The 25,589-nt window shown below is 73.0% G+C and carries 24 protein-coding genes; 13 read left to right on the top strand and 11 right to left on the bottom strand.

Features of this window, described 5'->3' with window-relative positions:
- Window positions 1-170: 170 nt before the first annotated feature.
- The 5 genes from B446_RS25470 to B446_RS25450 form a co-directional block, all read right to left on the bottom strand.
- On the bottom strand, window positions 171-818 hold the full coding sequence (locus B446_RS25470; protein ID WP_020942308.1) for a TetR/AcrR family transcriptional regulator: 648 nt from the start codon (window positions 816-818) through the stop codon (window positions 171-173).
- Window positions 815-1,513: a DUF4166 domain-containing protein gene (locus B446_RS25465; RefSeq protein WP_020942307.1), complete on the bottom strand. Its 699-nt coding sequence runs from the start codon at window positions 1,511-1,513 to the stop codon at window positions 815-817. Before B446_RS25465 ends, B446_RS25470 begins: the two co-directional genes overlap by 4 nt.
- On the bottom strand, window positions 1,510-2,262 hold the full coding sequence (locus B446_RS25460; RefSeq protein ID WP_020942306.1) for a hypothetical protein: 753 nt from the start codon (window positions 2,260-2,262) through the stop codon (window positions 1,510-1,512). Before B446_RS25460 ends, B446_RS25465 begins: the two co-directional genes overlap by 4 nt.
- 148 nt (window positions 2,263-2,410) lie before the next feature.
- A complete protein-coding gene (locus B446_RS25455; RefSeq protein ID WP_020942305.1) occupies window positions 2,411-2,704 on the bottom strand; it encodes an MTH1187 family thiamine-binding protein in 294 nt (97 codons plus the stop codon).
- Complete coding sequence (locus tag B446_RS25450) at window positions 2,701-3,045, bottom strand: DUF3817 domain-containing protein (protein ID WP_020942304.1); 345 nt, start codon at window positions 3,043-3,045, stop codon at window positions 2,701-2,703. The genes B446_RS25455 and B446_RS25450 overlap by 4 nt, the downstream gene beginning before the upstream one ends.
- A gap of 182 nt (window positions 3,046-3,227) precedes the next feature.
- On the opposite strand from B446_RS25450, the gene B446_RS25445 reads away from it, so the two are divergent.
- From B446_RS25445 to B446_RS25430, 4 genes are all read left to right on the top strand, one after another.
- The gene (locus tag B446_RS25445; RefSeq protein WP_043476445.1) at window positions 3,228-3,860 is read left to right on the top strand and encodes an AIM24 family protein; all 633 of its coding nucleotides are present in this window, start codon (window positions 3,228-3,230) and stop codon (window positions 3,858-3,860) included.
- A gap of 1 nt (window position 3,861) precedes the next feature.
- Window positions 3,862-4,512: an AIM24 family protein gene (locus B446_RS25440; RefSeq protein ID WP_020942302.1), complete on the top strand. Its 651-nt coding sequence runs from the start codon at window positions 3,862-3,864 to the stop codon at window positions 4,510-4,512.
- Window positions 4,509-5,315 (top strand): AIM24 family protein, encoded by an 807-nt coding sequence (locus tag B446_RS25435; protein ID WP_020942301.1) that lies wholly within the window; start codon window positions 4,509-4,511, stop codon window positions 5,313-5,315. Before B446_RS25440 ends, B446_RS25435 begins: the two co-directional genes overlap by 4 nt.
- A 92-nt stretch (window positions 5,316-5,407) precedes the next feature.
- Window positions 5,408-5,884, top strand: coding sequence for a MarR family winged helix-turn-helix transcriptional regulator (locus B446_RS25430; RefSeq protein WP_020942300.1), 477 nt, complete (start codon window positions 5,408-5,410; stop codon window positions 5,882-5,884).
- Between the two features lie 85 nt (window positions 5,885-5,969).
- Here the strand turns inward: B446_RS25430 and B446_RS25425 are convergent, their stop codons facing one another.
- The 3 genes from B446_RS25425 to B446_RS25415 all read right to left on the bottom strand — a co-directional run bounded on the left by B446_RS25425 (window position 5,970) and on the right by B446_RS25415 (window position 9,592).
- The gene (locus B446_RS25425) at window positions 5,970-7,253 is read right to left on the bottom strand and encodes an MFS transporter (RefSeq protein WP_020942299.1); all 1,284 of its coding nucleotides are present in this window, start codon (window positions 7,251-7,253) and stop codon (window positions 5,970-5,972) included.
- A 145-nt stretch (window positions 7,254-7,398) separates the two neighbouring features.
- Window positions 7,399-8,355, bottom strand: coding sequence for a methylmalonyl Co-A mutase-associated GTPase MeaB (meaB, locus tag B446_RS25420; protein WP_020942298.1), 957 nt, complete (start codon window positions 8,353-8,355; stop codon window positions 7,399-7,401).
- Between the two features lie 37 nt (window positions 8,356-8,392).
- Window positions 8,393-9,592 (bottom strand): acetyl-CoA C-acetyltransferase, encoded by a 1,200-nt coding sequence (locus tag B446_RS25415; RefSeq protein ID WP_078614797.1) that lies wholly within the window; start codon window positions 9,590-9,592, stop codon window positions 8,393-8,395.
- Window positions 9,593-9,741: 149 nt separating this feature from the next.
- On the opposite strand from B446_RS25415, the gene mce reads away from it, so the two are divergent.
- The 7 genes from mce (at window position 9,742) to B446_RS25380 (ending at window position 19,923) form a co-directional block, all read left to right on the top strand.
- The gene (gene mce / locus B446_RS25410; protein WP_020942296.1) at window positions 9,742-10,182 is read left to right on the top strand and encodes a methylmalonyl-CoA epimerase; all 441 of its coding nucleotides are present in this window, start codon (window positions 9,742-9,744) and stop codon (window positions 10,180-10,182) included.
- A 208-nt stretch (window positions 10,183-10,390) separates the two neighbouring features.
- Window positions 10,391-14,239 carry a polarized growth protein Scy gene (gene scy / locus B446_RS25405; RefSeq protein ID WP_020942295.1) on the top strand — a complete coding sequence of 1,283 codons (3,849 nt, stop codon included), beginning with the start codon at window positions 10,391-10,393 and terminating at the stop codon, window positions 14,237-14,239.
- Between the two features lie 183 nt (window positions 14,240-14,422).
- Window positions 14,423-15,358 (top strand): cellulose-binding protein, encoded by a 936-nt coding sequence (locus B446_RS25400; protein ID WP_020942294.1) that lies wholly within the window; start codon window positions 14,423-14,425, stop codon window positions 15,356-15,358.
- A 535-nt stretch (window positions 15,359-15,893) separates the two neighbouring features.
- Window positions 15,894-16,850 (top strand): ABC transporter ATP-binding protein, encoded by a 957-nt coding sequence (locus B446_RS25395; RefSeq protein ID WP_020942293.1) that lies wholly within the window; start codon window positions 15,894-15,896, stop codon window positions 16,848-16,850.
- Between the two features lie 2 nt (window positions 16,851-16,852).
- Window positions 16,853-17,626: an ABC transporter permease gene (locus tag B446_RS25390; RefSeq protein WP_020942292.1), complete on the top strand. Its 774-nt coding sequence runs from the start codon at window positions 16,853-16,855 to the stop codon at window positions 17,624-17,626.
- Between the two features lie 132 nt (window positions 17,627-17,758).
- On the top strand, window positions 17,759-19,051 hold the full coding sequence (locus B446_RS25385; protein ID WP_020942291.1) for an ABC transporter ATP-binding protein: 1,293 nt from the start codon (window positions 17,759-17,761) through the stop codon (window positions 19,049-19,051).
- Complete coding sequence (locus B446_RS25380; RefSeq protein ID WP_020942290.1) at window positions 19,048-19,923, top strand: ABC transporter permease; 876 nt, start codon at window positions 19,048-19,050, stop codon at window positions 19,921-19,923. Before B446_RS25385 ends, B446_RS25380 begins: the two co-directional genes overlap by 4 nt.
- Window position 19,924: 1 nt before the next feature.
- On the opposite strand, the gene B446_RS25375 is transcribed toward B446_RS25380, so the two are convergent.
- On the bottom strand, window positions 19,925-20,257 hold the full coding sequence (locus tag B446_RS25375) for a hypothetical protein (protein WP_020942289.1): 333 nt from the start codon (window positions 20,255-20,257) through the stop codon (window positions 19,925-19,927).
- 221 nt (window positions 20,258-20,478) lie between these two features.
- On the opposite strand from B446_RS25375, the gene B446_RS25370 reads away from it, so the two are divergent.
- Window positions 20,479-21,507 carry an LLM class flavin-dependent oxidoreductase gene (locus tag B446_RS25370; protein WP_020942288.1) on the top strand — a complete coding sequence of 343 codons (1,029 nt, stop codon included), beginning with the start codon at window positions 20,479-20,481 and terminating at the stop codon, window positions 21,505-21,507.
- Between the two features lie 132 nt (window positions 21,508-21,639).
- On the opposite strand, the gene B446_RS25365 is transcribed toward B446_RS25370, so the two are convergent.
- Window positions 21,640-22,032: an SCO5389 family protein gene (locus tag B446_RS25365; RefSeq protein WP_020942287.1), complete on the bottom strand. Its 393-nt coding sequence runs from the start codon at window positions 22,030-22,032 to the stop codon at window positions 21,640-21,642.
- A 298-nt stretch (window positions 22,033-22,330) separates the two neighbouring features.
- Here B446_RS25365 and nucS point away from each other — a divergent pair, with 298 nt between their 5' ends.
- Complete coding sequence (nucS, locus tag B446_RS25360) at window positions 22,331-23,002, top strand: endonuclease NucS (protein WP_020942286.1); 672 nt, start codon at window positions 22,331-22,333, stop codon at window positions 23,000-23,002.
- 81 nt (window positions 23,003-23,083) lie between these two features.
- Here the strand turns inward: nucS and B446_RS25355 are convergent, their stop codons facing one another.
- Window positions 23,084-25,558 (bottom strand): ATP-binding protein, encoded by a 2,475-nt coding sequence (locus tag B446_RS25355; protein ID WP_020942285.1) that lies wholly within the window; start codon window positions 25,556-25,558, stop codon window positions 23,084-23,086.
- Window positions 25,559-25,589: the final 31 nt, after the last annotated feature.

The raw sequence follows: 25,589 nt of genomic DNA, 5'->3' as shown, positions 1-25,589 counted from the left end.
CAGGCCACCCCACCGAACCAGCCGCCGCCCCCAAGCGCACCGCGCCCGACCGGGCAGGCCGACCCACCGGACCAGCCGCCCGCCGGGCACCGCCTCACCGGTGTCACGGTGCCCCTGCCTGACCCGCCCGGGCAGGGACGCGCCCCGGAGCCCGCGAACCCGCGGAGCGTTCAGCGGCCTCTGCGGCGCAGGTGGTGGCGGACCGCGCGCTGGGCGACCGGGCCCAGTTCCTCCAGGGCCCCGACCAGGGCGCCGAGCTGTTCGAGGGCTTCCAGAGCCGCGTGCGCTCCCGCCTCGTCCGCGCCCTCGTACAGCTCGATGCCGACGAAGGACGCGGCGATCGCGCGGGCCAGGCCCCCCGGGTCGGTGAACTCGCCGAACGGGGTCGCGGCGAGGACCCGGCGCAGCACCTGCTCGATCTCGGCGATCCACAGGTCGAGACCGCCGGCCGCGGCCGGGCCGAGGGCCGCGTGGGTGGGCGCGCCGGCCAGCAGCTGGCCGAGGAGGGCGACATGGCCGTCGGCCCGTTCCCGCTCGTGGATCTCCCGTCCGACGGCGAGCAGCTCGGAGAGGGAGGAGACGGCGGCGAGCCGGTCGCGGTAGTTCGCCACGGACTTCTCCGCGCCGTAGCGGCAGGCGGCGGCGAGCAGTTCGTCGACCGATCCGAAGTGGTAGAACACCAGCGCCTGGTTGACTCCGGCCGCCGAGGCGACCGTACGGGCCGAGGTCTTGGCGATGCCCTGCTCGGTGAGCGTGCGCAGCGCGCCCTCCAGCAGCTTGGTCTTCGTCTCCTGGGACTTGGCCGTCTCGGGGCTCATGCGCGTGCCTCCTCCCGCACCGGGCGCAGTCCGGGCCGCACCCCGCACGACCGGACGTCCGTGTACGACGCGGTGAACGAGCCCTCGTAGCCGAAGAGCGGTCCGACGTAGCGGTTCACCACGCTCACCCGGATGCGGAAGCGGCCCGCCGCGTCGTCGTAGGACTCGCGCACCTCGGCGGTCGCGCCGACGAGTTCCGGGACCCGGACGTCCACCGGGCCCTCCCGGAAGCGGTGTTCGCCGGAGCGGATGAGCAGCGAGCCGTCGGGTTCGGCGGCGAAGTGCAGTTCGCTGGCCAGGTGCTGGTGGGTGCCGAGGTAGTCGAGGACGCGGTCGCCCTTGGGGCTGAGCACCATCTGGGCGTCGAAGCGGCGGGCCCCGCCGGGCAGGTCGAAGGTGCGCACGAAACTCACCGTCTCACGCCCGAAGGAGTCGGTGTACGGCACGTTCTCGATCACGAAGGGGACGTCGCGGCCGGCGCGCGGGACGAGGATGTTGCGGGTGCCGCCGAGGGCCAGGAACGGCCGCACGAACGCCGGGCCGTGCCAGATCCGGTGCATGACGCCCCGGCCGGTGCAGGCCTCGCCGCTCGCCAGGCCCACCGAGAAGCGGCGCCTGAGCCGTGGGTGGAGCCGGTCGAAGTCGTCGCCCATCACGTGGTGGAACATCGAGCGGGCCGGTGCCGCGGTGGTCATCCGTGCTCCTCCAGGGTGCGCAGGACGCGGGGCGCGCGGACGGCGGTGACCGGGGCGCGCAGGCAGCGGCGGGCCGCCGGGGTGCAGGCGAGGGGCGCCTTGAGGAGGGCGAGCGACACCGCGACGAGCAGCAGCAGCGGGCACAGGTAGGCCACGGCCGCCCCGAACGGGCCGAAGACGCGGACGGCGGGCTCCAGCCGCAGACCGCTCAGGCACGCGGTGAGCACCAGCGCGCGCACCGCCAGCTCGGCCAGCCAGTTGACCAGGGCCCGCTCGGGGGTGATGCCCCGCTCGAGCCACAGCCGCAGCCGGTCGAAGGACCAGGCGGTCGCCCAGCCCATCAGCCTGCGGAACAGCAGCCGGTCGGCGAGCGCGCCGAGGGCGCCCCAGCGGGGGCGGTAGTCGTAGCCGGTGAGGAAGCGGACGCCGTGCGTCTCGGGCACGTAACGCCAGTAGCCGCTGCCCTCGGCGAGCAGGGAGAGGGGGTGCGGCGAGGCGAAGCGCAGGGCGGAGGTGCGGGTGCCGTCGGGCCGCTCCTTCTCGCCCGCCGAGACGCCGGTGCCGGACACCGTGAGGAAGGGCAGCACCCGGGTGGCGTACCGGAAGCGCCGCGGTTCGCCCTCCGCGCACGGGAGGGGCGCGATCTCGGTGAACCGCAGGTCCCAGCGCTGGTGCTGGGCGGGGTCCTGGGTGTGTGCCCAGAGTTCGTCCAGGTCGGCGTCGATCCGTGTCTCTATGTAGAGACCCATGGTGTTCCCCCGCCTCAGAGCATGGTTTGAGCGTCCGCTCAAAACTGTCCGGGAGGCAAACTACACGCTTTGAGCGATCGCTCAAAGAGCGGGGGAGAGAAAACCCCGGCCCGTACGGACGGACCGGGGTCAGCGCGTCGCGGCGGCGCTAGCGTGCCAGGTACCGCTCGACGGTCTCGACCTTGGAGGTGAGCCCGTCGGTCACGCCGGGCCGGATGTCGGCCTTGAGCACCAGGGACACCCGGGGCGCACGTGCCTCGACGGCGGCGACGGCACGGCGGACGACGTCCATGACCTCGTCCCACTCGCCCTCGACGGAGGTGAACATCGCGTCGGTGCGGTGCGGCAGGCCGGACTCGCGGACCACCCGCACGGCGTCGGCGACGTACTCCCCCACGTCCTCGCCGACCCCGAGGGGCGTCACGGAGAAGGCGACGATCATGCCTCCACCACGCCTTCCTTGCGGGCGCGGGCGGCGATGACGGCGTCCTCGGCCTCGCGGCGCAGCCTGCGCTCGGCGAAGAAGCCACCCGTGGGCAGCACGGAGAGGACGAAGTAGAGGGCGGCCGTCCCGAGGCTCCACCGGGCGCGGTTCCAGGCGTCCGCCCAGAAGACCAGGTACAGCAGGAAGAGGACACCGTGCACCGCGCCCATCACCGGCACCGCGTTGAAGTCCGTGGTGCGCTTGAGCACCGAGCAGACCAGCAGGACCAGGAAGGACACGGCCTCCGGGGCGGAGACCAGGCGGAGGCGGCGGAGGGCGGTGGCGGTCTTGATGTCCACGGATCACCTTCGGTGGGAGTTGCGACGACGGTCTGCCGGTTACGGACTGCCGGTTTGTGAACGCACGCACAAGCGTCACCCCATTGTGGCAAACCCGGCCCGTAGGGGTGCGCTCAGGGTCGTCGTCCACCCGGGGGCCCTGTTCGGCCCACCCGCTCGGCCGCTACTTTCCCAGCGTGGCGATGTTCCGGCTCCAAGGGAGCAAGGTGCTCGCCGTCGACATGACCGGGGATGCCGTGAAGGCGAAGAACGGCTCGATGGTCGCGTACGACGGGCAGATGACCTTCAAGAAGATGAGCGGTGGCGGCGAGGGGCTGCGGGGGATGGTGACCCGGCGGCTCACCGGTGAGCAGATGACGGTGATGGAGGTGAGGGGCCAGGGGACGTGCTGGTTCGCGGACCGGGCGTCGGAGATCAACCTGGTCGCCCTGCGGGGGGACAAGCTCTACGTCGAGTCCAGCAACCTGCTGGCGACCGACGCGGGCCTCAGGACGGGCACGACGTTCACCGGGCTGCGCGGCGCCTCCCAGGGCAACGGGCTGTTCACGACGACCGTCGAGGGGCACGGACAGGCGGCGATCATGTCCGACGGGCCCGCCGTGGTGCTCCGGGTCAGTCCGCAGTACCCGCTGATCGTCGACCCGGGCGCCTACATCGCCCACCAGGGCGACGTGCGGCAGTCCTTCCAGTCCGGTGTGACGTTCCGCACCTTCTTCGGGGAGGGCGGCGGCGAGGCCTTCCAGATCCGCTTCGAGGGCGACGGACTGGTGTACGTGCAGCCGAGCGAGCGGAACACGATCGCGGGGGACCTGTGAGATGAGCTTCCGGGAGATCAACTCCAAGATGGTCGAGGCGACCGTGCTGCCCGGGCAGCGGCTGTTCAACCAGCGCGGCGCGATGCTCGCCTACAAGGGGGACGTGGCCTTCACGCCCAGCCTCCAGGGCGGCCAGGGCGGCCTGATGTCCATGATCGGACGGCGGGTGGCCGGCGAGGCCACCCCGCTGATGACCGTCGAGGGCAGCGGCACCGTCTTCTTCGGGCACGGCGGCCACCACGTGCACGTCATCCGCCTGACCGGCGACACCCTGTACGTCGAGGCCGACCGGCTGCTCGCCTTCGAGGGCACCCTGCGCCAGGGCACGATGTTCATGGGCTCGCAGGGCGGGGTCATGGGCATGGTCCGCGGGCAGGTCACGGGGCAGGGCCTGTTCACCACCACACTGCAGGGACAGGGAGCGGTGGCCGTGATGGCGCACGGCGGCGTCTTCGAGATCCCGATCACCCCGCAGCGCCCGGTCCACGTGGACCCGCAGGCGTACGTCGCCCACCACGGCGACGTCCGCAACAAGCTGTCCAGCGCGCTCGGCTGGCGCGACATGGTGGGCCGCGGCTCCGGCGAGGCCTTCCAGCTGGAGCTGAGCGGCAGCGGCACGGTCTACGTCCAGGCCTCGGAGGAGAAGCTGTGAGCGCGTACGGAACCCCCGGCGGCCCCGTGGTGTTCGACCCCGTGACCCTGCCCGCCGACGACAACGTGAACAAGTACACCTTCTGCGTGGAGCTCAAGAGCGGGCAGTGGTTCCTGCAGAAGGGGAAGATGATCGCCTACTACGGGGCGATCGAGTTCAACGGCGTCGGGCACGGGCGACTCGACCGACTTGTCCGTACCTCGTTCCATTCGCCACTGCACGCGAGCGACTGGGTCGTGGCGGCGGGCTCCGGCAAGATGCTGCTGGCCGACCGGGCCTTCGACGTCAACTCCTTCGACCTCGACGACGGGAACTTGACCATTCGCGCGGGCAATCTGCTCGCTTTTCAGCCAAGTCTCGCGCTCAAGCAATCGATCGTGCCCGGTTTTCTGACCCTGATCGGAACCGGAAAGTTCGTGGCCGCATCTAACGGTCCGGTGGTGTTCATGGAACCTCCGATCCGGGTGGACCCCCAGGCACTGGTCGGGTGGGCCGACTGTCCGTCACCGTGTCACCACTACGACCACGGGTACCTCACGGGCGTCCTGGGCGGTCTACGTGCGATGACGGGCCTGGGCGGGGCTTCCGGCGAGGAGCACCAGTTCGAGTTCGTGGGAGCCGGGACGGTCCTGCTGCAGTCCAGCGAGGCCCTGATGGCCGAGCAGGCGACCGGGGCGGTTCCGCCCGAACCGGGGGTTCCCGGCGGTGGCGGAGCGGGACCGGGTGGACACGGTCCGCAATCGGCGGCCGTACCGCGCCTTCCCGGACAGCTGGGAGACCTCCAGCGTCGCTTCGGGCTGTGAGCGGTAGTCTGCGGAGTGTGACATCGAACGCGTGCGCACAGTCACACCACCCGAAGTAGTTCGTCATTCAACTTCTTAGGTAGACTTCATTCATGGAGACCGAGACGGCCACGCGCTGGCTGACCGATGCGGAGCAGTGCGCCTGGCGTACCCACCTGGAGGTCAACAGGCTGTTGACGTACCAGCTCGAAAAGGACCTGCAGCCGTTCGGCCTGACAATGAACGACTACGAGATCCTCGTGAACCTCTCGGAGTCGGAGGACGTGCGGATGCGGATGAGCGACCTGGCCTCCGCCACCCTGCAGTCCAAGAGCCGGCTCTCGCACCAGATCACGCGGATGGAGAACGCGAACCTGGTACGGCGGGAGAACTGCGAGTCCGACCGCCGGGGACTGTTCGCCGTGCTTACCGAGCACGGCATGGAGACGATGCGCAAGGTCGCGCCGCACCACGTGTCCTCGGTGCGGCGGCACTTCATCGACCTCCTGCCGCCGGAGGCCCTGATAGAGCTGGACAAGGCGCTCAAGCCGATCGCCGAGCACCTGAGGGGACAGCGGGGGCGCCCCTGAGCGGAGGCGGCGCCCCGGCCGGCGTCCAGGCCGTGTCCGCGAAGTCCCGTCGTCCGGCCGGACGACGGGACTTCGCGGACATGACCTAGCGGCCCCCGGCGGCAGCCTCCCCCGCCCCCGTCCGGGCACCGGCACCCTCGCCGCCCGCGGCCACGGTGGTCCCCCCGGAGCGCCGGGACGCGGGCACGGGTGACCGCCCGCCGAGCGCGGCGGCCACGGCCGCCGCGAGGGCGGTGGCACCGGCCGCCGTGAAGCACACGGCCAGGGGGAGCCGGCCGATCAGCAGCCCGGTCACCAGCGCTCCCCCCGCACTCCCGGCGTTGACCGCCGTGTTCACCCACGCCCCGGCCTGGGTCCGGGACCCCTCGGCCGCGCTCTCGTCGGCCAGGAGGTACGCCGTCGTCAGCGCCGGGGCGATGAACGCCCCGGCGAGCGCCATGGCGCCCGTGAGCGTCCACAGCCCGGGTGCCAGGCCCGCCGCCGCGACCACCGCCCCGAGACCCACCGCGAACCAGCACAGCCGGGTCCGGGCGGGAGCCCGCCACGCCACCGCCCCGTTGACCAGCCCGCCCACCGCGCTGCCCGCGGAGAGCGCGCCCAGCACCCAGGACACGAGCGCCGGGTCGTAGGACCGTTCGGCGGCGAAGGCCGCCGCCAGCAGGTCCACCCCGCTGAGCGCCAGCCCGACCCCGAGGGCCACGGCGACCGGAGGCAGCAGGCCCCGGGCGCCGGCGCGACGGCCCTTCGCCGCCGCGGCGCGCGGCCCCGGCATCACCGGGGACATGACGAAGGCGCAGGTGCCGCCCACGATCAGCAGCGCGCTCAGCAGGATCCCGCAGGCCGGCGGCGCGAACCCGACCAGCGCGCCGACCAGGACCGGACCGGAGACGTAGAGCAGTTCCTCGGCGACCCCGTCCAGGCTGTACGCACGCTGCAGCAGGGCCCGGTCGGGGACGAGATCGGCCCACAGGGCGCGCATGGTCGGGCCGAGCGGGGGCGCGCACGCCCCGGCGAGGGCGGCCGCCCCGGCCACGGCCGCGGCGGGCGCCCCGGGGCGCCAGGTCAGGGCCGCAAGGGCACACAGCAGGACGCCGTACACCGTGGCCATGACCGGCAGGGCCCGGCGCGGGCCGTGCCGGTCGACCAGCGAGGCCCGCAAGGGCATCAGGAAGACCGTCATCGCCCCGAACAGGGACATCACCGCGCCGGAGACGGCGTAGGACCCGGTGGCGCGGGTGACGGACAGCAGGACGGCGAGGGAGACCGTGCCGTAGGACAGGCGCGCGGCGAGGGCCGCGGCGAAGGTGCGGCGCGCGTGCGGGACGCGCAGGACGGCGGCGTACGAGGGCCGCGAAGGGTGCGTGGACACGCGGAAGTTCCTCTGCGGGAGGCGGGAGAGGGGACACCGAGGGACGCGAGGGCCGGTGATCGGCCTCGCGGTCCGGTGCGCGCTCTACGCCAGGAGGAGGAACATGTGGATCAATGTAGCGACACGGTCCGGCGGGCGCCAGGGGTCAGCCCGCGGTGAGGCCCGCCACCAGTTCGTCCGCCGCGCGGTACGGGTCGAGCTCGCCGGCGACGATCCGCTCCGCCAGCGCGCCGAGGCGGCGGTCGCCGTGCAGGTCGGCGATCCGCTCGCGCAGCGCGGTGACCGCGATGGTCTCCACCTCGCGGGACGCGCGCGCCGTGCGGCGCTCGGTGAGCACCCCGCGCTCCTCCATCCACGCGCGGTGCTTCTCCAGCGCCTCGACCACCTCGTCGACGCCCTGCCCACGGGCGGCGACCGTCTTGACGATGGGCGGCCGCCAGTCGCCCGGGCCACGGGACTCGCCGAGGCCCAGCATGTGGTTCAGCTCGCGGGCGGTGGCGTCGGCGCCGTCGCGGTCGGCCTTGTTGACGACGTAGACGTCACCGATCTCCAGGATTCCGGCCTTGGCCGCCTGGATGCCGTCGCCCATGCCCGGGGCCAGCAGCACCACGCTGGTGTCGGCCTGCGAGGCGATCTCCACCTCCGACTGGCCGACGCCGACGGTCTCGACCAGGATCACGTCGCAGCCCGCGGCGTCCAGGACCCGGATCGCCTGCGGCGCCGCCCAGGCAAGGCCGCCCAGGTGACCACGGGTGGCCATGGAGCGGATGTAGACCCCGGGGTCGGAGGCGTGATCCGACATCCGGACCCGGTCGCCGAGCAGCGCGCCGCCGGAGAACGGCGACGAGGGGTCGACGGCCAGCACGCCCACGCGTTTGCCCTGTTTGCGGTACGCGGTGACGAGGGCGGAGGTCGAGGTCGACTTGCCGACGCCCGGCGAACCGGTCAGACCCACCACGTAGGCGTTGCCGGTCAGCGGCGCCAGGGCCGCCATGACCTCCCTGAGCTGCGGGGACGCCCCCTCCACCAGCGAGATCAGCCGGGCCACGGCCCGCGGCCGGCCGTCCCTGGCCTGGGCCACCAGAGAGGAGACGTCCTGCATCAAACAGCTCCGTTCACTTCACAGACGTAACTGGAACTCAGGCCTTCGGGACCCGCACGATCAGGGCGTCGCCCTGACCGCCGCCGCCGCACAGCGCGGCCGCGCCGACGCCGCCGCCGCGCCGCTTGAGCTCCAGGGCCAAGTGGAGCACGAGCCGGGCGCCGGACATGCCGATCGGGTGACCGAGGGCGATCGCGCCGCCGTTGACGTTCACCTTTTCCGTGGACACGCCGAGGTCCTTCATTGACTGCACGGCCACCGCGGCGAACGCCTCGTTGATCTCGATGAGGTCGAGGTCGGAGACCTCCAGGGCCTCCTTCTTCAGGGCGTGCCGGATGGCGTTGGACGGCTGCGACTGCAGCGAGTTGTCCGGCCCCGCCACGTTGCCGTGCGCGCCGATCTCCGCGAGCCACTCCAGGCCCAGTTCCTCGGCCTTGGCCTTGCTCATCACGACCACGGCGGCCGCGCCGTCCGAGATCTGCGAGGAGGAGCCGGCCGTGATCGTGCCGTCCTTGGCGAAGGCCGGGCGCAGCTTGCCGAGCGACTCGGCGGTGGTGTCGCCGCGGATGCCCTCGTCCTTGCTGAAGACGACCGGCTCGCCCTTGCGCTGCGGGATCTCGACCGGGGTGATCTCGGCCTCGAAGACGCCGTTCTTCTGCGCGGCGGCGGCCCGCTGGTGGGACAGGGCGGCGATCTCGTCCTGCTCGGGGCGCCGGATGCCGAGGCGCGTGTTGTGCTTCTCCGTGGACTCGCCCATGGCGATGTTCTCGAAGGAGTCGGTCAGGCCGTCGTGGGCCATCGCGTCGAGCATCTGCACCGCGCCGTACTTGAAGCCCTCACGGGACTTGGGCAGCAGGTGCGGGGCGTTGGTCATGGACTCCTGGCCGCCGGCGACGACGATGTCGAACTCGCCGGCGCGGATGAGCTGGTCGGCCAGCGCGATCGCGTCCAGGCCGGACAGACACACCTTGTTGATGGTCAGCGCGGGGACGCTCATCGGGATGCCGGCCTTGACGGCGGCCTGGCGGGCGGGGATCTGCCCGGCGCCGGCCTGCAGCACCTGCCCCATGATCACGTACTGCACCTGGTCGCCACCGATACCCGCACGGTCGAGGGCGGCCTTGATCGCGAAGCCGCCGAGGTCGGCCCCGGAGAAGGACTTCAGCGAGCCGAGCAACCGTCCCATGGGCGTACGCGCGCCCGCGACGATCACCGAGGTGTTCGTTCCAGAAGACATGAGCTGCGATCCCCTTACCGGCCTGCACAGCCGAGGAGTGAACGAGGGTTTACTTCGAATGTACTGAGTGGCACTCCGTGCCGTCATCGGCCCGCCGGTGTGATCGCGCGCACGTTGCGTAACCACCGCCTTGGCGCTGCACTGATTCCATGCTGACGCGAATCGACCACATCGGGATCGCCTGCCACGACCTCGACACGACCGTCGAGTTCTACCGGGCCACGTACGGCTTCGAGGTGTTCCACACCGAGGTCAACGAGGAGCAGGGCGTGCGGGAGGCCATGCTCAAGATCAACGAGACGTCCGACGGCGGCGCCTCCTACCTCCAGCTGCTGGAACCGACCCGGGAGGACTCCGCGGTCGGCAAGTGGCTGGCCAAGAACGGGGAGGGCGTCCACCACATCGCCTTCGGTACGGCGGATGTGGACGGGGACGCCGACGAGATCCGCGGCAAGGGCGTACGCGTTCTGTACGACGAGCCACGACGCGGCTCCATGGGGTCGCGGATCACCTTCCTGCACCCCAAGGATTGCCACGGCGTCCTGACAGAACTGGTCACTTCGGCCCCTGTTGAGTCGCCCGAGCACTGACCGCCGTACATATGGGCCGGTAGGGTTGGGGGCGGTCGTCCCCGAAGGCGGGGGGCGGCCGCATGCCGGGGTCCGGGTTTCGGGGGAAGAGCGTCGGGGCAGCAGCCCGTGCTCCGCCGTTGATCTGACACCATTCCCCGGGGGCCCCGTCCGGCGGATGGACGGAGCTCGTTGGAGAAGCTGACCAGGGGACGGATGGGACCGCGCAGTGCGGGGCTACGAGAGCCAGGAGCGAGAGCCGGCGGCTGACGTCGACCACCTCTCTCGGTTCGAGGCCGAGATGAAGCGGCTGAGGACCGAGCGGGAAAAGGCGATCCAGCACGCCGAGGACCTCGGCTACCAGGTCGAGGTGCTGCGCGCCAAGCTGCACGAGGCGCGCCGCACTCTGATGACCCGGCCCGCCTACGACGGCGGTGACATCGGCTATCAGGCCGAACAGTTGCTCCGCAATGCCCAGATGCAGGCCGACCAGCTGCGTCAGGACGCCGAGCGGGAGCTGAGCCAGGTCCGTGCGCAGACGCAGCGCATCCTGCAGGAGCACGCCGAGCAGGCCGCCCGTCTGCAGGCCGAGCTGCACCAGGAGGCGGTCACCCGTCGCCAGCAGCTCGACCAGGAGCTGGCCGAGCGGCGCCAGACCGTCGAGTCGCACGTCAACGAGAACGTGGCGTGGGCCGAGCAGCTGCGTGCCCGCACCGAGCAGCAGGCCCGCCGGCTGCTCGACGAGTCCCGCGCCGAGGCCGAGCAGGCCATGGCCACCGCACGCGCCGAGGCCGAGCGGGTCACCCGGGAGGCCCGCGAGCGCCTGCAGGGCGACGCCGAGGCCGCCCGCGCCGAGGCCGAGCAGATCCTGCGCCGCGCCCGCACGGACGCCGAACGGCTGCTGAACGCCGCCTCCACGCAGGCCCAGGAGGCCACCGACCACGCCGAGCAGCTGCGCACCTCCACCGTCAGCGAGTCGGACGCCGCCCGCCGGCAGGCCGCCGAGCTGAGCCGCGCCGCCGAACAGCGCATGACGGAGGCCGAGGAGGCGCTGCGCAAGGCGCAGGCCGAGGCGGAGAAGCTGGTCAAGGAGGCCGAGCAGGCCGCCTCGAAGACGCTCTCCAGCGCCGAGGCCGCCAACGAGACCCGCACGCGCACGGCCAAGGAGCAGGTCGCCCGGCTGGTCGAGGAGGCCACCAAGGAGGCCGAGAGCACCCGGTCCGAGGCCGAGCAGCTGGTCGCCGACGCGCGGGCCGAGGCCGAGAAGATCGTCGCCGAGGCGTCCGAGAAGGCCCGGGCGGTCACCGCCGAGGAGAGCGCGAGCCAGCTCTCCAAGGCGGCCAGGACCGCCGAGGACGTCCTGAACAAGGCGTCGGAGGACGCCAAGAAGACGACCAGGGCCGCGGCCGAGGAGGCCGAGCGGATCCGCACCGAGGCCGAGGCCGAGGCGGACCGGCTGCGTGCCGAGGCGCACGACATCGCCGAGGAGCTCAAGGGCGCGGCGAAGGACGACACCAAGGAGTACCGCGCCAAGACGGTCGAGCTGCAGGAGGAGGCCCGCCGGCTGCGCGGCGAGGCCGAGCAGCTGCGCGCCGACGCGGTCGCCGAGGGCGAGTCGATCCGCGCCGAGGCCCGCCGCGAGGCCGTGGCGCAGATCGAGGAGGCGGCCAAGTCCGCCGAGGAACTGCTGGCCAAGGCCAAGGCGGACGCCGACGAGCTGCGGCAGAAGGCGACCGGGGACAGCGAGAAGGTCCGCACCGAGGCCATCGAGCGCGCCACCTCGCTGCGCCGGCAGGCCGAGGAGACCCTGGAGCGCGCCCGCAAGGAGGCCGAGCGGCTGCGCGCCGAGGCCGCCGAAGAGGTCGAGACGGTCCGGTCCGCCGCCGAGCAGGCCGCGCGCGAGCTGCGCGAGGAGACCGAGCGGGCCGTCGAGGCCCGCCGTGTCGAGGCCGCGGGCGAGCTGACCCGGCTCCAGACGGAGACCCAGGAGCGGCTGGCGGCGGCCGAGCAGGCGCTCGCCGACGCCCGCGAGGAGGCGGCCCGGATCCGCCGGGAGGCCGGCGAGGAGGCCGAGCGGCTGCGTTCGGAGTCCGCCGAGCGGATCCGCGCGCTCCAGCAGCAGGCCGAGGCCGAGGCCGAACGGCTGCGCGACGAGGCCGCGGCCGACGCGTCCGCCTCGCGTGCCGAGGGCGAGTCCGTCGCGGTACGCCTGCGGTCGGAGGCGGCCGCCGAGGCGGAGCGGCTCAAGGTCGAGGCCCAGGAGAGCGCCGACCGGATGCGCGCCGAGGCGCAGGCCGCCGCCGAGCGGCTGGGCACCGAGGCGTCCGAGACGCTCGCCGCCGCCCAGGAGGAGGCGGCCCGGCGCCGCCGCGAGGCCGAGGAACTGCTCGGCGCCGCGCGGTCCGAGGCCGACCAGGAGCGTGAGCGGGCCCGCGAGCAGAGCGAGGAGCTGCTGGCCTCGGCGCGCAGGCGCGTGGAGGACGCGCAGACCGAGGCGACCCGGCTGGTCGAGGAGGCGGACCGGCGCGCCACCGAGATGGTGTCCGCCGCCGAGCAGCACGCGCAGCAGGTGCGGGACTCCGTCGCGGGGCTGCACGAGCAGGCGCAGGAGGAGATCACCGGGCTGCGCTCGGCCGCCGAGCACGCGGCCGACCGTACCCGCCGGGAGGCCGAGGAGGAGGCGGACCGGGTCCGCGCCGACGCCTACGCGGAGCGGGAGCGGGCCGGCGAGGACGCCACGCGTCTGCGGCGCGAGGCGCACGAGGAGACGGAGGCCGCCAAGGCGCTCGCCGAGCGCACGGTCGCCGAGGCGATCGCGGAGTCCGAGCGGCTGCGCTCCGACGCGGGCGACTACGCCCAGCGGGTGCGCACGGAGGCGTCGGACAAGCTCGCCGAGGCCGACCAGGCCGCGTCCCGCACCCGGGCGGACGCCCGGGAGGACGCCAACCGCATCCGGTCGGACGCGGCCACCCAGGCCGACACCCTCATCACCGAGGCGGGCAACGAGGCGGAGCGGCTGCGCACCGAGACGGTCGCCGAGGCCGAGCGGGTGCGTGCCGAGGCCGTCGCGAACGCCGAGCAGCTCGTCGCGGACGCCACCGGCGAAGCCGAGCGGCTGCGTGCCGAGGCCGCCGAGAAGGTCGGTTCGGCCCAGCGGCACGCCGACCGGCTGCGCGCCGACGCCGAGCGGCTCGCGGCGGACGCGGAGGCGGCGGCCGAGCGGCTGGTGGGCTCCGCGCGCGAGGAGGCCGAGCGGACGCTGGACGAGGCGCGTCAGGAGGCCAACAAGCGGCGGTCGGAGGCGGCCGAGCAGGTCGACACGCTCATCACCGAGACCACGGCGGAGGCGGACAAGCTCCTCACCGAGGCCCAGCAGCAGGCGCTGCAGACCACCGCGGACGCCGAGTCGCAGGCCGACACCATGGTGGGCGCGGCCCGCAGCGAGGCCGACCGGATCGTGTCCGAGGCGACCGTCGAGGGCAACTCGCGGGTGGAGAAGGCCCGCACGGACGCGGACGAGCTGCTGGTCGGTGCCCGCCGGGACGCGACCGCCATAAGGGAGCGGGCGGAGGAGCTGCGCGAGCGGGTCACCGCCGAGATCGAGGAGCTGCACGAGCGGGCCCGCCGCGAGGCCGCCGAGACGATGAAGTCCACCGGCGACCGGTGCGACGCGCTCATCAAGGCGGCCGAGGAGCAGCTGTCCAAGGCGCAGGCGAAGGCCAAGGAGATGGTCTCGGAGGCCAGTTCCGAGGCCGGCAAGGTCCGGATCGCCGCCGTCAAGAAGGCCGAGGGCCTGCTCAAGGAGGCCGAGCAGAAGAAGGCCACGCTGGTCAAGGAGGCCGAGGAGCTGAAGGCCGAGGCCATCCGCGAGGCCCGGCGCACGGTCGACGAGGGCAAGCGCGAGCTGGAGATCCTGGTGCGCCGGCGCGAGGACATCAACACCGAGATCTCCCGGGTGCAGGACGTCCTGGAGGCGCTGGAATCCTTCGAGGCGCCGTCGTCCGGCAAGGAGGGCGGGGTCAAGGCGGGTGCCACCGTCGGTCCCCCTCGATCGGGTGGCAAGGCGTCGGACAGCTGACGGGTGAGGCCGCTTCCGGGGTGCTCTGAGGGACTTTGTCCGGCTCCTTGGCAAGCCGTCCCGAGGTCAGCCACCCGAAAGAGGTGCCATTCTCCAGATCAAAACCGTATCCGCTCGATGACACACCGCTTCGGCCCCTAGGATTCCCCTTATCACCTCACCGGTCTCATTGACAGGAACCCCATGAGCGACACTTCCCCCTACGGCTTCGAGCTTGTGCGGCGTGGGTACGACCGCGCTCAGGTGGACGAACGTATCTCCAAGCTCGTCTCCGACCGTGACAGCGCTCTCGCCCGCATCACCGCTCTGGAGAAGCGCATCGAGGAGCTCCACCTCGAGACGCAGAACGCCCAGGCCCAGATCACCGACGCCGAGCCGTCGTACGCGGGTCTCGGCGCGCGGGTCGAGAAGATCCTGCGCCTCGCCGAGGAAGAGGCGAAGGACCTGCGTGAGGAGGCGCGGCGCGCGGCCGAGCAGCACCGCGAGCTGGCCGAGTCGGCCGCCCAGCAGGTCCGCAACGACGCCGAGTCCTTCGCCGCCGAGCGCAAGGCCAAGGCCGAGGACGAGGGCGTCCGGATCGTCGAGAAGGCCAAGAGCGACGCCTCCCAGCTGCGTGCCGACGCGCAGAAGGACGCGCAGTCCAAGCGCGAGGAGGCGGACGCCCTCTTCGAGGAGACCCGCGCCAAGGCCGCGCAGGCCGCGGCGGACTTCGAGACGAACCTGGCCAAGCGCCGCGAGCAGTCCGAGCGCGACCTGGCCTCGCGTCAGCAGAAGGCCGAGAAGCGCCTCGCCGAGATCGAGCACCGCGCCGAGCAGCTCCGTCTGGAGGCGGAGAAGCTGCGCACCGACGCCGAGCGCCGCGCCCGTCAGACGGTGGAGACGGCCCAGCGCCAGGCCGAGGACATCGTGGCCGACGCGAACGCCAAGGCCGACCGCATCCGGTCGGAATCCGAGCGCGAGCTGGCCGCTCTCACCAACCGCCGCGACTCGATCAACGCCCAGCTGACGAACGTCCGCGAGATGCTCGCCACGCTGACCGGCGCCGCGGTGGCCGCGGCCGGCTCCCCCGCCGAGGACGAGCCGATCTCCCGGGGCGTTCCGGCGCAGCAGTCCCGGTAGGTCCGGGCAGTCGCAGGGCTCCGGAAGGGGCGGCGGGACCAGGTCCCGCCGCCCCTTCCGCGTGCGCGACGGGCGTGCTGGGGCCGACGGGACTTCGCGGGCGCGGCCTGGGGCGAGTCCGCGAAGTCCCGTCGTCCGCCCGGTGGGTGGGCCCCGCGGCGTCCGGTGCGTGCTCTGGGGGCGCCCCCTGCTCGCAGAGCTCGGGGGGATGCCGGGCGCAGCCCTCGTGACGGGACGTACTCGGGGCTTCGCCCGCCGCCCCTCCCGGGTGCGTGCCTGGCCTCGTGGGGCAGCCGGGACTTCGCGGGCGCGGCCTGGCGCAGGCCGTGGAGGGACGGGTCGTCGGTGCCGTCGCCGTTGACGACCGCCCAGGTGCCGCCCGCCCGCGGCAGCCGGCCGTGTGTTCCGTTCTCCGGCGCCCCCCGGCACGCCCCCGGTGGGCCGGGGAGCTGGAGCACGTCCCGGACGCCGGGCCCGGTGATCGCCTCCGCCCGTCCGAGTGGCAGCCGCCCAACAGCGGTCATAGCGTGGCCGCATGATCGAGCTGGAGGGGCTGACGAAGCGGTACGGCGGGAAGGTCGCCGTGGACCGTCTCACCTTCGCCGTGCGCCCCGGCGTCGTGACGGGGTTCCTCGGCCCGAACGGCGCCGGGAAGTCCACGACCATGCGGATGATCCTCGGGCTCGACCGGCCCACCGCGGGCGACGTCCGGATCGACGGCCGGCACTACGCCGAGCTGACGGACCCGCTGACGTACATCGGGGCGCTGCTGGACGCCAAGGCCGTGCACGGCGGCCGGAGCGCCTACAACCACCTGCTCTGTCTCGCGCAGAGCAACGGCATCCCCTCGCGGCGGGTGGCCGAGGTGCTCGACACCGTCGGGCTGACCGCGGTGGCCCGGAAGAAGGCGAAGGGGTTCTCGTACGGGATGGGGCAGCGGCTCGGGATCGCGGCCGCGCTGCTCGGGGACCCGCGCATCCTGATGTTCGACGAGCCGGTCAACGGGCTCGACCCGGAGGGCATCCACTGGATCCGGAACCTGATGAAGTCGCTGGCGGCGCAGGGGCGGACCGTGTTCGTGTCGAGCCATCTGATGAGCGAGATGGCACTGACCGCCGATCACCTGGTGGTCATCGGACAGGGGCGGCTGCTGGCCGACACCTCCATGGCCGACTTCATCCGGCAGCACTCGCGCAGCTACGTCCGGATCCGGTCCCCGCAGCGCGAACGGCTCCTCGACGTGCTGCGGGCGGACGGCATCACCGTGGTGGAGACGGGCGGCGGCGCGCTGGAGGTGGAGGGCGGCAAGGCCGAGCGGATCGGGGAGCTGGCCGCGCGGTCCGGGGTCGTGCTGCACGAACTGAGCCCGCGGCAGGCGTCACTGGAGGAGGCGTTCATGCGGCTGACGGCGGAGTCGGTGGAGTACCACGCGCGCGCCGCCGGGCCCGGCCCCGCCGCGGGTGACCGGGGCGCCGCCTGGAAGGGGGCCTGACCATGGCGGCCGTGCAGGTCATCCGGTCGGAATGGACCAAGATCCGGTCGGTCGCGTCGACGGTGTGGACGCTGTCGCTGGCCGTCGTGGTCACCCTGGCGCTCGGGATGCTCATCTCCGCGCTGTCGAGGAGTCAGTTCGACAACATGCCCGTGACGGACCGGCTCTCCTTCGACCCCACGGTCGTCAGCTTCGCCGGTATGACCCTCGGCCAGCTCGCCATGATCGTGTTCGGGGTGCTGGTGGTGTCCAACGAGTACAGCACCGGCATGATCCGCGTCTCGCTGGCCGCGGTGCCCCGGCGCGGCACCTTCCTGTTCAGCAAGATCGCCGTGGCCACCGCGCTCGCCCTGCTCGTCGGCATGGTCACCAGCTTCGCCGCCTTCTTCCTCGGGCAGGCCATGCTCGGCCCCCTGGGCACCCGGCTCGGCGACCCGGGCGTGCTGCGCGCGGTCGTCGGCGGCGGCCTCTACATGACCCTGATCGCGGTGTTCTCCATGGGCGTGGCCGTGATGCTGCGCTCACCGATGCTCTCGCTCGGCATCCTGATGCCGTTCTTCTTCCTGATCTCGACGATCCTCGGCAACGTGAGCGCCACCCGGAAGGTCGGCCGGTTCCTGCCCGACCAGGCCGGCAGCCGGATCATGCGGGTGGTCCCCCGGATCGGCGACGACACCCCCTACGGGCCCTGGGGCGGGCTCGGGATCATGGCGCTGTGGGTGGTCGCCGCGCTCGTGGGCGGCTACCTGGTGCTCAGGCGCCGGGACGCCCAGTGAGCGACGCCCGCCTGTTCGAACATGGCCGGGCTTTACCCGCTCTTGAGCGGAACCGTCAGCGCCCGGATATCCTCCTAACCCTTACGGGGGGCGTGTGCCCCGCTGTCCTGAACCTTTCGATGGGTGCGGAGCATGATCGAGGCTGTAGGCCTGACGAAGCGCTACGGCGACAAGACCGCCGTGTACAACCTTTCCTTCCAGGTGCGGCCCGGGGCCGTGACCGGCTTCCTCGGGCCGAACGGGTCGGGCAAGTCGACCACCATGCGGATGATCCTCGGGCTCGACAACCCGACGTCCGGCTCGGTGACCATCGGCGGCTACCCGTACCGCAAGCTGCCCAACGCCCCCCGCCAGGTCGGCGCGCTGCTGGACGCCAAGGCGGTGCACGGCGGCCGGTCCGCCCGCAACCACCTGCTCAGCCTCGCCCAGCTCTCCGGCATCCCGGCCCGCCGGGTGGACGAGGTGCTCGGCGTGGTCGGCCTGCAGGAGGTGGCGCGGAAGCGCTCCAAGGGCTTCTCGCTCGGCATGGGCCAGCGCCTCGGCATCGCCGCCGCGCTGCTCGGCGACCCCCAGGTGCTGCTCTTCGACGAGCCGGTCAACGGCCTCGACCCCGAGGGCATCCTCTGGGTGCGCAACCTGATGAAGGCGCTGGCGGCCGAGGGCCGTACCGTCTTCGTCTCCTCGCACCTGATGAGCGAGATGGCGCTGACCGCCGACCACCTCATCGTGATCGGGCGCGGCCAGCTGCTCGCCGACATGAGCGTCAAGGACTTCATCTCCGCGAACTCGGCGGACTTCGCACGGGTCCGCACCCCCGACTCCGAGCCCCAGCTGCGCGAGAAGCTGTCCTCCGCGCTCACCGGGGCCGGCGGCCACGTCCTGCCCGAGCAGGACGGCGCGCTGCGGGTGACCGGCCTGCCGCTGCCCCGCATCAGCGACCTCGCGTACGACGCGGGCGTCCGGCTCTGGGAGCTGTCGCCGCACCAGGCGTCGCTGGAGGAGGCGTACATGCGGATGACGCAGGGCGCCGTCGACTACCGCTCGACCGTCGACCAGAAGGCGGGCCTGCAGCAGCCGCTGCCGCCGGGCGCCCAGCCGCCCATGCCGGTCCCCGGCCAGGGCCAGCCCGGCTGGTACGCCCCGCCGCCGCCCCAGCAGGGCGGTCAGCCGTTCGCGATGCCGACGCCGCCCTCGGGCCCGTACGGCGGCGCGCCGGCGCCCGGCTACGGCGCTCCGGGCGCCCCCAACCCGTACGCCGCGCCGGGCACCCAGGCGCAGCCGGTCCCGCAGGCCCCGCCCGGCGCACCGGCCGCGCAGGCCGCACCGGCCCAGCCGCCCGCGGCCGCCCCCGCACCGGCCGAGCCCGCCCCCGCGCAGTCCGCTCCCGCCGCCCCCGCCCAGACCCAGCCCGAGGACGCCCGATGAGCACCCACCAGCCCCCGATGCCGCAGGGATCCCCCGCAGCGCCCGACCGGCAGGCGGCGCCCGGCGGGTCGTACCACGGCTACAGCTCGCCGATCCCGGTGGTGCGCACCCACCTCGGGCACGCCCTCGCCTCCGAGTGGACGAAGATCAAGTCGGTGCGCTCGACGATGTGGACGCTCGGCGTCTTCGTCCTGCTCGTGGTCGGCATCGGCCTGCTCGCCGGTGTCGCCGTCCGCGGCTCGGGCGACCTCGGCGGCACCAGCCCGCTGACCCTCGGCTTCTTCGGCCTGCTGATCGGCATGATGTGCATCATCACGCTCGGCGTGCTGACCACGGCGTCCGAGTACGGCACGGGCATGATCCGCACGACGATGACCGCGTGCCCGAGCCGGGCCCGGGTGCTGACCGCCAAGGCGATCGTGTTCTTCGTCATCGCCTTCGTGGTGACGCTGACCACCGTGTCGTTCGTGGCGATGGTGCAGACGTCCATGCTGGAGGGCAACGGCGGCCGCACCCCCTCCGGCGGGGAATGGCTGAAGGCCACGGTCGGCATCAGCCTCTACATCGCGCTGCTCGGCCTGCTCTCGCTGCTCGTGGGCTCGATCATCCGGCACTCGGCGGGCGCGATCACCATCATGATCGGCGCCGTGCTCGCCCCGCTGGTGATCGCCCTGTTCATGAACGCCTCGTCGCTGGAGAAGGTGCAGAAGGCGCTGCTGGAGTACTCGATCCCGAGCCAGATGGGCGTCTTCTACGACAACACCCTCAGCTCGTCCGGCCCGACGGGCTGGGACCCGCTGTGGATCATGATCGGCGTGACGGCGGCCGCGTTCGCCGGCGCCGTCGCGCTGCTGCAGAGCCGGGACGTGTAGCTCAGAACCTCGGCGCGTTACGGGACCGCTGCACCCTCGTGGTGCGGCGGTCCTTCGCGTTCCAGCACGCCTTGTGCCAGTGGCGGCGGTCGTCCACGCCCGCGTGCTCCGGCCAGGCCACCACGTGCGGGACGCCGGAGGGGATCAGCTGGTCGCAGCCGGGGCAGCGATAGGTCTTGCCCTGCGCGCTCGCCCCGGCGACATGGCGCACGCTCCACTCCTCGCCCTGCCAGCTCTCCGTGGACTGCCAGCCGCCGTACCGGCCTGCGGAGTCGTCCTCGGCGCTCCGGCCGGACTCTCCGGCGGCCTTCGGTCGGTTGCGACGCGGGGACACGGGACACCTCTCGGGGCTATACAGGAAGCACGGACTGCATCCAGCCTACGCGGCTTCCGGACGGGTACCCGAAGCGCTCCAACCCGTACAAGTCCCCCTCCTGGACGGCCCATTCTGCAGACAATCCGCAAATCTCCCCGCCAGGCCGTGTCCTCGGCACGTGTCAGACGGTTATGCCGGGTGGGGGAGCTCCGGTCGGAGCCAAGGAAGCAGGAAATGCGATGCACGTAGGTAGTTTTGTGCTGGCGGCACAGTTCCCGGGGCAGGGCCAGGGCGAGGCCCTGCACCGGGCGGTCCGCGCGGCGGAGGTCAGCGAGGAGGCCGGGCTGGACGCGGTGTGGCTGGCGGAGCACCACTTCGTCCCGTACGGCACCTGCCCGTCCGCCGTCACCCTGGCCGCGCTGCTGCTCGGCCGCACCCGCCGCATCCGCGTCGGCACGGCGGTCAGCGTACTGCCCACCGCGCACCCGGTCGCACTCGGCGAGCAGGCCGCGCTGCTGCACCTGACGAGCGGCGGTCGGTTCACGCTCGGCGTGGGGCGCGGCGGTCCGTGGGTGGATCTGGAGGTGTTCGGCTCGGGCCTCGGCGCGTACGAGCACGGGTTCCCGGAATCACTCGATCTGCTGGTGCGCTGGCTGAGCGAACCGTCGGTGTCGGCCTCGGGAGAGCGGTTCTCCTTCCGTGAGGTGCCCGTCGTGCCCCGTCCGTCGGAGGCGCTGACGGACACGCCGGGGCCGGAGGTGGTCGTCGCCTGCACCTCGCCGTCGACCGTACGGCTGGCCGCCGAGCGCGGACTGCCGATGCTGCTGGGCATGCACATCGGCGACGAGGAAAAGGCCGAGATGGTCGCCCTGTGGCGGCAGTTCGCGCGGGCCGCGGGGCGGCCGGCCGAGGAGATCGCGGGCGCGGCCCATGTCTCGGCCGGCGTCTGCCAGATCGCGGACCGGCGCAGCGACGCGGCGGAGACGCTGCTGAAGGCCATGCCGGGCTGGCTCAAGCAGGGCCTCGACGCGCATGTCACGGTCGACGGCCGGGCGCGCGCGATGCGCGATCCGTTCGCCTACACCGAACTGCTCTGCGGACTGCACCCGGTGGGCACCCCGCGGCTCGCCGCCGACCGGCTCGCGGCCACCTCGGAGCGCACCGGCGTCTCCCGCTTCGCCCTGCTCGTCGAGGGCTCCGGCGACCTCGCGGCCACGGAGGAGAACCTGCGGCGGATCGGCGCCGAGGTCCTGCCGCAACTGCGCTGAGCGGACGCCGGCTCCCTCGGGGCACGGGCGCGTCACGGCACCAAGGGGGCTTGCCGCCCCAGTACACACGCACCTCCCCCGGGTGGAGCGGCAAGCACCGGGCCCCTGCGGACGTGGCCCGTCGATCGCGCGTCAGCAGTCCCGGAACTCCGGCGACTGGTTCAGCAACTGGCTGCGCACCGAGGTGAAGCGGGCCAACGTCTCGTCGACCGAGGCGTCCAGCGGGAACACCGCCACCCGGTGGCAGTTCTGGAAGGCCAGCCGCACCCCGAAGTGCCGCTGCAGGGCGCCGCGTATGGCGTCACTGGCGAGCGCGCGCAGCAGCTGACCCCGTGCCTGCTCGTCCGGCGGGGGCGTCTGGTTGTCGGCGAAGGAACCGCCGTCCACCTTCAGCTGGGCCACCAGGGAGCTGATCATCTCCCACGCATAGGGCAGGGAGGTCCGGACGCAGTCGACGAATGCTGCTTCGTCGACCTCGCCTCGCTCGGCCTGTTCGAGTAGGGCCGGTGAGACGTCGAGCGACATGGGTTCTCCTCTCGCACCCCCGACGAGCAGGGGTTGCCGGACAGATGCGGAAGTTCGCGATTTCGAACACGCTCAGTACACATGTCGCGACCTCCCGTTCTCTACGGTAGGCAACGGTCGGTGACCACACCAGCAGATTGCGTATATGGAACGGTCCCTTTGGGCCCACAATCGGCCAAGGATGAACAAGAGTTTCCAGGATGAATGGGGTGGCCCAGCGGGACGCGGCGGACGGCGGGGACGGACGGGAGCAGGGCGAATCGCGTGCACCCGCGGGCGTCGAGTAGCGTTGCCGACCATGCGTCTCGTCATTGCCCGATGCTCGGTCGACTACGCCGGCCGGCTCACCGCCCACCTGCCCTCGGCGCCCCGCCTGATCCTGGTCAAGGCGGACGGCAGCGTCTCCATCCACGCGGACGACCGGGCCTACAAGCCCCTCAACTGGATGTCGCCGCCCTGCACGCTGAAGGAGGGCACGGGTGACGACGAGGGCGTCTGGACCGTCGTCAACAAAGCGGGCGAGAAACTGATCATCACGATGGAGGAGATCCTCCACGACTCCTCGCACGAACTCGGCGTGGACCCCGGCCTGATCAAGGACGGCGTGGAAGCGCACCTCCAGGAACTGCTCGCCGACCGCATCGAGACGCTCGGCGACGGCTACACCCTGATCCGCCGCGAGTACATGACCGCGATCGGACCGGTGGACATCCTGTGCCGGGACGCGGACGGCGGGACGGTCGCCGTGGAGATCAAGCGGCGCGGCGAGATCGACGGCGTCGAACAGCTCACCCGCTACCTGGAACTGCTGAACCGCGACCCGCACCTCGCCCCGGTCCGCGGGGTCTTCGCCGCCCAGGAGATCAAGCCGCAGGCCCGGGTGCTCGCCACGGACCGGGGCATCAACTGCCAGATCCTGGACTACGACGCCCTGCGCGGTATCGAGGACGACAAGCTCCGGCTGTTCTGACCGGGCAGCACCGAGCAGCACCGGGCGGCACCGGCGACCGGCCGGGGGCCGTCGCCACGTGGCGACGGCCCCCGGCCGTTCCTACATCACCGGGGCGGAGCCGCCGGCCGTGCCGTCCGGGGACGCAGGGCCGCTCGCCGAGTCGCTGGTCGACGGGGTGCCGGCGGACGACGTCGCCGACGGCGAGACCGAGGGCGACGGCGAGGGCGAAGCCGGCGGGGAGGACGGCGGCCGGGTCGACCTGGTCGGCGTCGGCGTCGGCGTCGGGGAACCCGGCTTGCGCGTGGTCCTCGACGGCTTCGGGGTCGTGCCCCCGCCCCCCGGCGTCCGCGAACCGCTCGGGTGGGCCGTCGGGCCGGTGGTGGCGGCGGTCGGCGCCGGGTCGTCCGCGGTGCCGTAGGTGCCGTCCGGACCCGGGTTCGTCGGGCTGCCGCTCGGAGCGGCCGTACGACCGCCGCCGCCGGTGTCCTTCGCCGGGTCCGCGCCCAGGCTGCCGTCGTCCGGGTCCTGGGTCACCGACGGGTTGACCTCCACCTTGCCCGCCGGGTCCTTGCCGGAGTCCTGACCCGACGTCATGCCGAGCGTCACGACCGTGCCGAGCACCACCGCGAGCAGCGCGCCCGAGCCGGCCGCCACCAGGTTGCGCCGGGCCGGCCGGCGCGACCCGCCACCGGACCCGCCACCGGACCCCGCGACGACCGGCCGGCGGGTCACCAGGGTGGCGCCCGTGAGCTCGTGGGCGCCGAAGAGCGTGGGCACCCCGCCCGGCGGCGACGCCGACTCCTCGTGCCGCGCGTCCGGCACCTCCTCGCCCGCCGTCGACGGCATGCCGGGCGCCTCGCCCGAGAGGTCGGCGACCAGCGCCAGCGCGCGCCGCCCGGCGACCGCGCCCCGCTTGTCGGCGAGCGCCCCGCGCAGGCCGCCCGCCGTCTCCAGCTCGGCCCGGGCCCGGTCCAGGCGCCCCTCGCAGAGCGCGAGGACCCCCAACTCGTGGTGGAAGTACGCCTCGTCCGCCGCCTCACCGGACGCCAGACAGGCTTCGGCGCCGAGCCGCAGCGCCCGCTCCCAGGCGCTCCACTGCAGCCCCGTGGCGAAGGCGGGGGCGGCCGTGCGGGCGAGCCGGACGGCGACACTCTCCTCGTCGTCGGCGGGCGGCACCGTGGCGGGCACCACGACGGTGAGCGCGGCGAGCACCGCGTCGGCCTCGGCGCCGACCCGCTCCGGGGTGACCGAGGGGTGTCCGGCCCACCAGGCGTAGTGCTCGGCCGCGGTGAGCGCCCGGGCCGGGGCGTCGGCGTCGTACCCGGCCGCCTCCAGCTGCGCCTGCACACCGGCCGCGAGACGGTACCGGGCGCCCACCGGCGAGACCAGTCCGCAGCCCGCCAGTTCGCCGAGGGCGGCGTCCGCGTGGGTGTCGCCCACCAGCGCGGGCAGATGGGCCTGGTGCGGCACCTCGCCGCCGAGGGCGACGGCGAAGCGGAGCGTGGCACGGGCACTGGCGCTGAGCCGGGAGGCGAGCAGGGGCGCGGGCGCGGCCGCCTCGGCGAGCGAGGGCAGCGGCACCTGCTCGGCCTCCGCCTCGCCCGGCACCGCGTCGCCGAACACGTCCTCGACCGGGGGCAGTACGTCCTGGAAGACGCCGTACTCGTCCACCGCGCCGGTGCTGGCCCGCAGCTGTTCGCGCTGCCGCAGCAGGGCGCCGGCCTGGACGAACCGCAGCGGCAGCCCCTCCGACTCGAACCAGAGGTCGCCCGCCCAGTTGGCCTCCTCCTCGGAGAGCACCCGGCCGACGGCGCGCTCCAGTATCTCCACGCCGGCCGCGCGGTCGAGTCCGCCGAGGAAGACCTCCTCGACCTCGGAGTCCGTGGTGGGCGCGGGGACGTCCGGGGTGGCACTCAGCAGGAAGGCGCACTCGGGGGTGGCGTCGAGCAGCTCCTCCAGGGCGGCGCCGCCGAACTCCAGGTCGTCCACGACGACCACCGCACCGATCTCACCGACCAGTGCGAGCAGTTCGTCCGGGTCCGGCCGGTGGCGCGGGGCGTCGTGGACGGCGTGGAAGAGGTCGTGGAGCAGATCGGTGGCCGTGCGCCGGAAACCGGTGAGCCGGACGACGCCGTCGGGGGCGAGGTCCAGGCAGTCGTCGGCGACGAGGTCGAGCAGCGCGGTGCGGCCGGAGCCGCCCGGGCCGGTGAGGCGCACCGAGCGGCCGCGGGCCAGCAGGCGGACCAGGCGCTCGCGTTCGTCCTGGCGTTCCAGGAGGGCGAGCGTGGGCAGCACCGGGCCCGCGGGGACGGGAGGCCGGGCGGCGCGCTCGGTGTCGGCGCGCTCGGCGGCGGCGCGCTTGCGGGGCCGGCCCGGCCGTTCGTGCGGCGGGCAGGGCTCGATCTCGCTGCCGTCCACGGGGTTGACGGTCAGCAGGAAGTCGCCGGAGACGAGCTGCGCCGTGCGGACGACCGCGGGCATGCTCTGGCCGAAGTCGGAGGTGAGGGATTCCCGGGGTGGGCGGCGGCCTGGAGCCTGGCCCTGCTCCTCGGGTCCCGGAGTGATCGGGTCCATGGGTTCAAGCCCCCCAAAAGCGTCGTGTGCC

This window comes from Streptomyces collinus Tu 365, assembly GCF_000444875.1.
Classification (GTDB): Bacteria; Actinomycetota; Actinomycetes; order Streptomycetales; family Streptomycetaceae; genus Streptomyces; species Streptomyces collinus_A.
The sequence above is the reverse complement of the archived record's forward strand: the minus strand, read 5'-3'. Positions and strand labels throughout refer to the sequence as shown.

What these genes read in the sequence shown, in the direction of transcription:
- B446_RS25465 (WP_020942307.1), bottom strand. Translation starts at nt 1,513, where the DNA reads ATGACCACCGCGGCACCGGCCCGCTCGATGTTCCACCACGTGATGGGC.
- B446_RS25385 (WP_020942291.1), top strand. Translation starts at nt 17,759, where the DNA reads ATGATCGAGGCTGTAGGCCTGACGAAGCGCTACGGCGACAAGACCGCC.
- B446_RS25445 (WP_043476445.1), top strand. Translation starts at nt 3,228, where the DNA reads ATGTTCCGGCTCCAAGGGAGCAAGGTGCTCGCCGTCGACATGACCGGG.
- B446_RS25440 (WP_020942302.1), top strand. Translation starts at nt 3,862, where the DNA reads ATGAGCTTCCGGGAGATCAACTCCAAGATGGTCGAGGCGACCGTGCTG.
- B446_RS25380 (WP_020942290.1), top strand. Translation starts at nt 19,048, where the DNA reads ATGAGCACCCACCAGCCCCCGATGCCGCAGGGATCCCCCGCAGCGCCC.
- B446_RS25460 (WP_020942306.1), bottom strand. Translation starts at nt 2,262, where the DNA reads ATGGGTCTCTACATAGAGACACGGATCGACGCCGACCTGGACGAACTC.
- B446_RS25415 (WP_078614797.1), bottom strand. Translation starts at nt 9,592, where the DNA reads ATGTCTTCTGGAACGAACACCTCGGTGATCGTCGCGGGCGCGCGTACG.
- B446_RS25400 (WP_020942294.1), top strand. Translation starts at nt 14,423, where the DNA reads ATGAGCGACACTTCCCCCTACGGCTTCGAGCTTGTGCGGCGTGGGTAC.
- B446_RS25430 (WP_020942300.1), top strand. Translation starts at nt 5,408, where the DNA reads ATGGAGACCGAGACGGCCACGCGCTGGCTGACCGATGCGGAGCAGTGC.
- B446_RS25355 (WP_020942285.1), bottom strand. Translation starts at nt 25,558, where the DNA reads ATGGACCCGATCACTCCGGGACCCGAGGAGCAGGGCCAGGCTCCAGGC.
- B446_RS25370 (WP_020942288.1), top strand. Translation starts at nt 20,479, where the DNA reads ATGCACGTAGGTAGTTTTGTGCTGGCGGCACAGTTCCCGGGGCAGGGC.
- B446_RS25470 (WP_020942308.1), bottom strand. Translation starts at nt 818, where the DNA reads ATGAGCCCCGAGACGGCCAAGTCCCAGGAGACGAAGACCAAGCTGCTG.
- B446_RS25395 (WP_020942293.1), top strand. Translation starts at nt 15,894, where the DNA reads ATGATCGAGCTGGAGGGGCTGACGAAGCGGTACGGCGGGAAGGTCGCC.
- mce (WP_020942296.1), top strand. Translation starts at nt 9,742, where the DNA reads ATGCTGACGCGAATCGACCACATCGGGATCGCCTGCCACGACCTCGAC.
- nucS (WP_020942286.1), top strand. Translation starts at nt 22,331, where the DNA reads ATGCGTCTCGTCATTGCCCGATGCTCGGTCGACTACGCCGGCCGGCTC.
- B446_RS25390 (WP_020942292.1), top strand. Translation starts at nt 16,853, where the DNA reads ATGGCGGCCGTGCAGGTCATCCGGTCGGAATGGACCAAGATCCGGTCG.
- meaB (WP_020942298.1), bottom strand. Translation starts at nt 8,355, where the DNA reads ATGCAGGACGTCTCCTCTCTGGTGGCCCAGGCCAGGGACGGCCGGCCG.
- B446_RS25365 (WP_020942287.1), bottom strand. Translation starts at nt 22,032, where the DNA reads ATGTCGCTCGACGTCTCACCGGCCCTACTCGAACAGGCCGAGCGAGGC.
- B446_RS25455 (WP_020942305.1), bottom strand. Translation starts at nt 2,704, where the DNA reads ATGATCGTCGCCTTCTCCGTGACGCCCCTCGGGGTCGGCGAGGACGTG.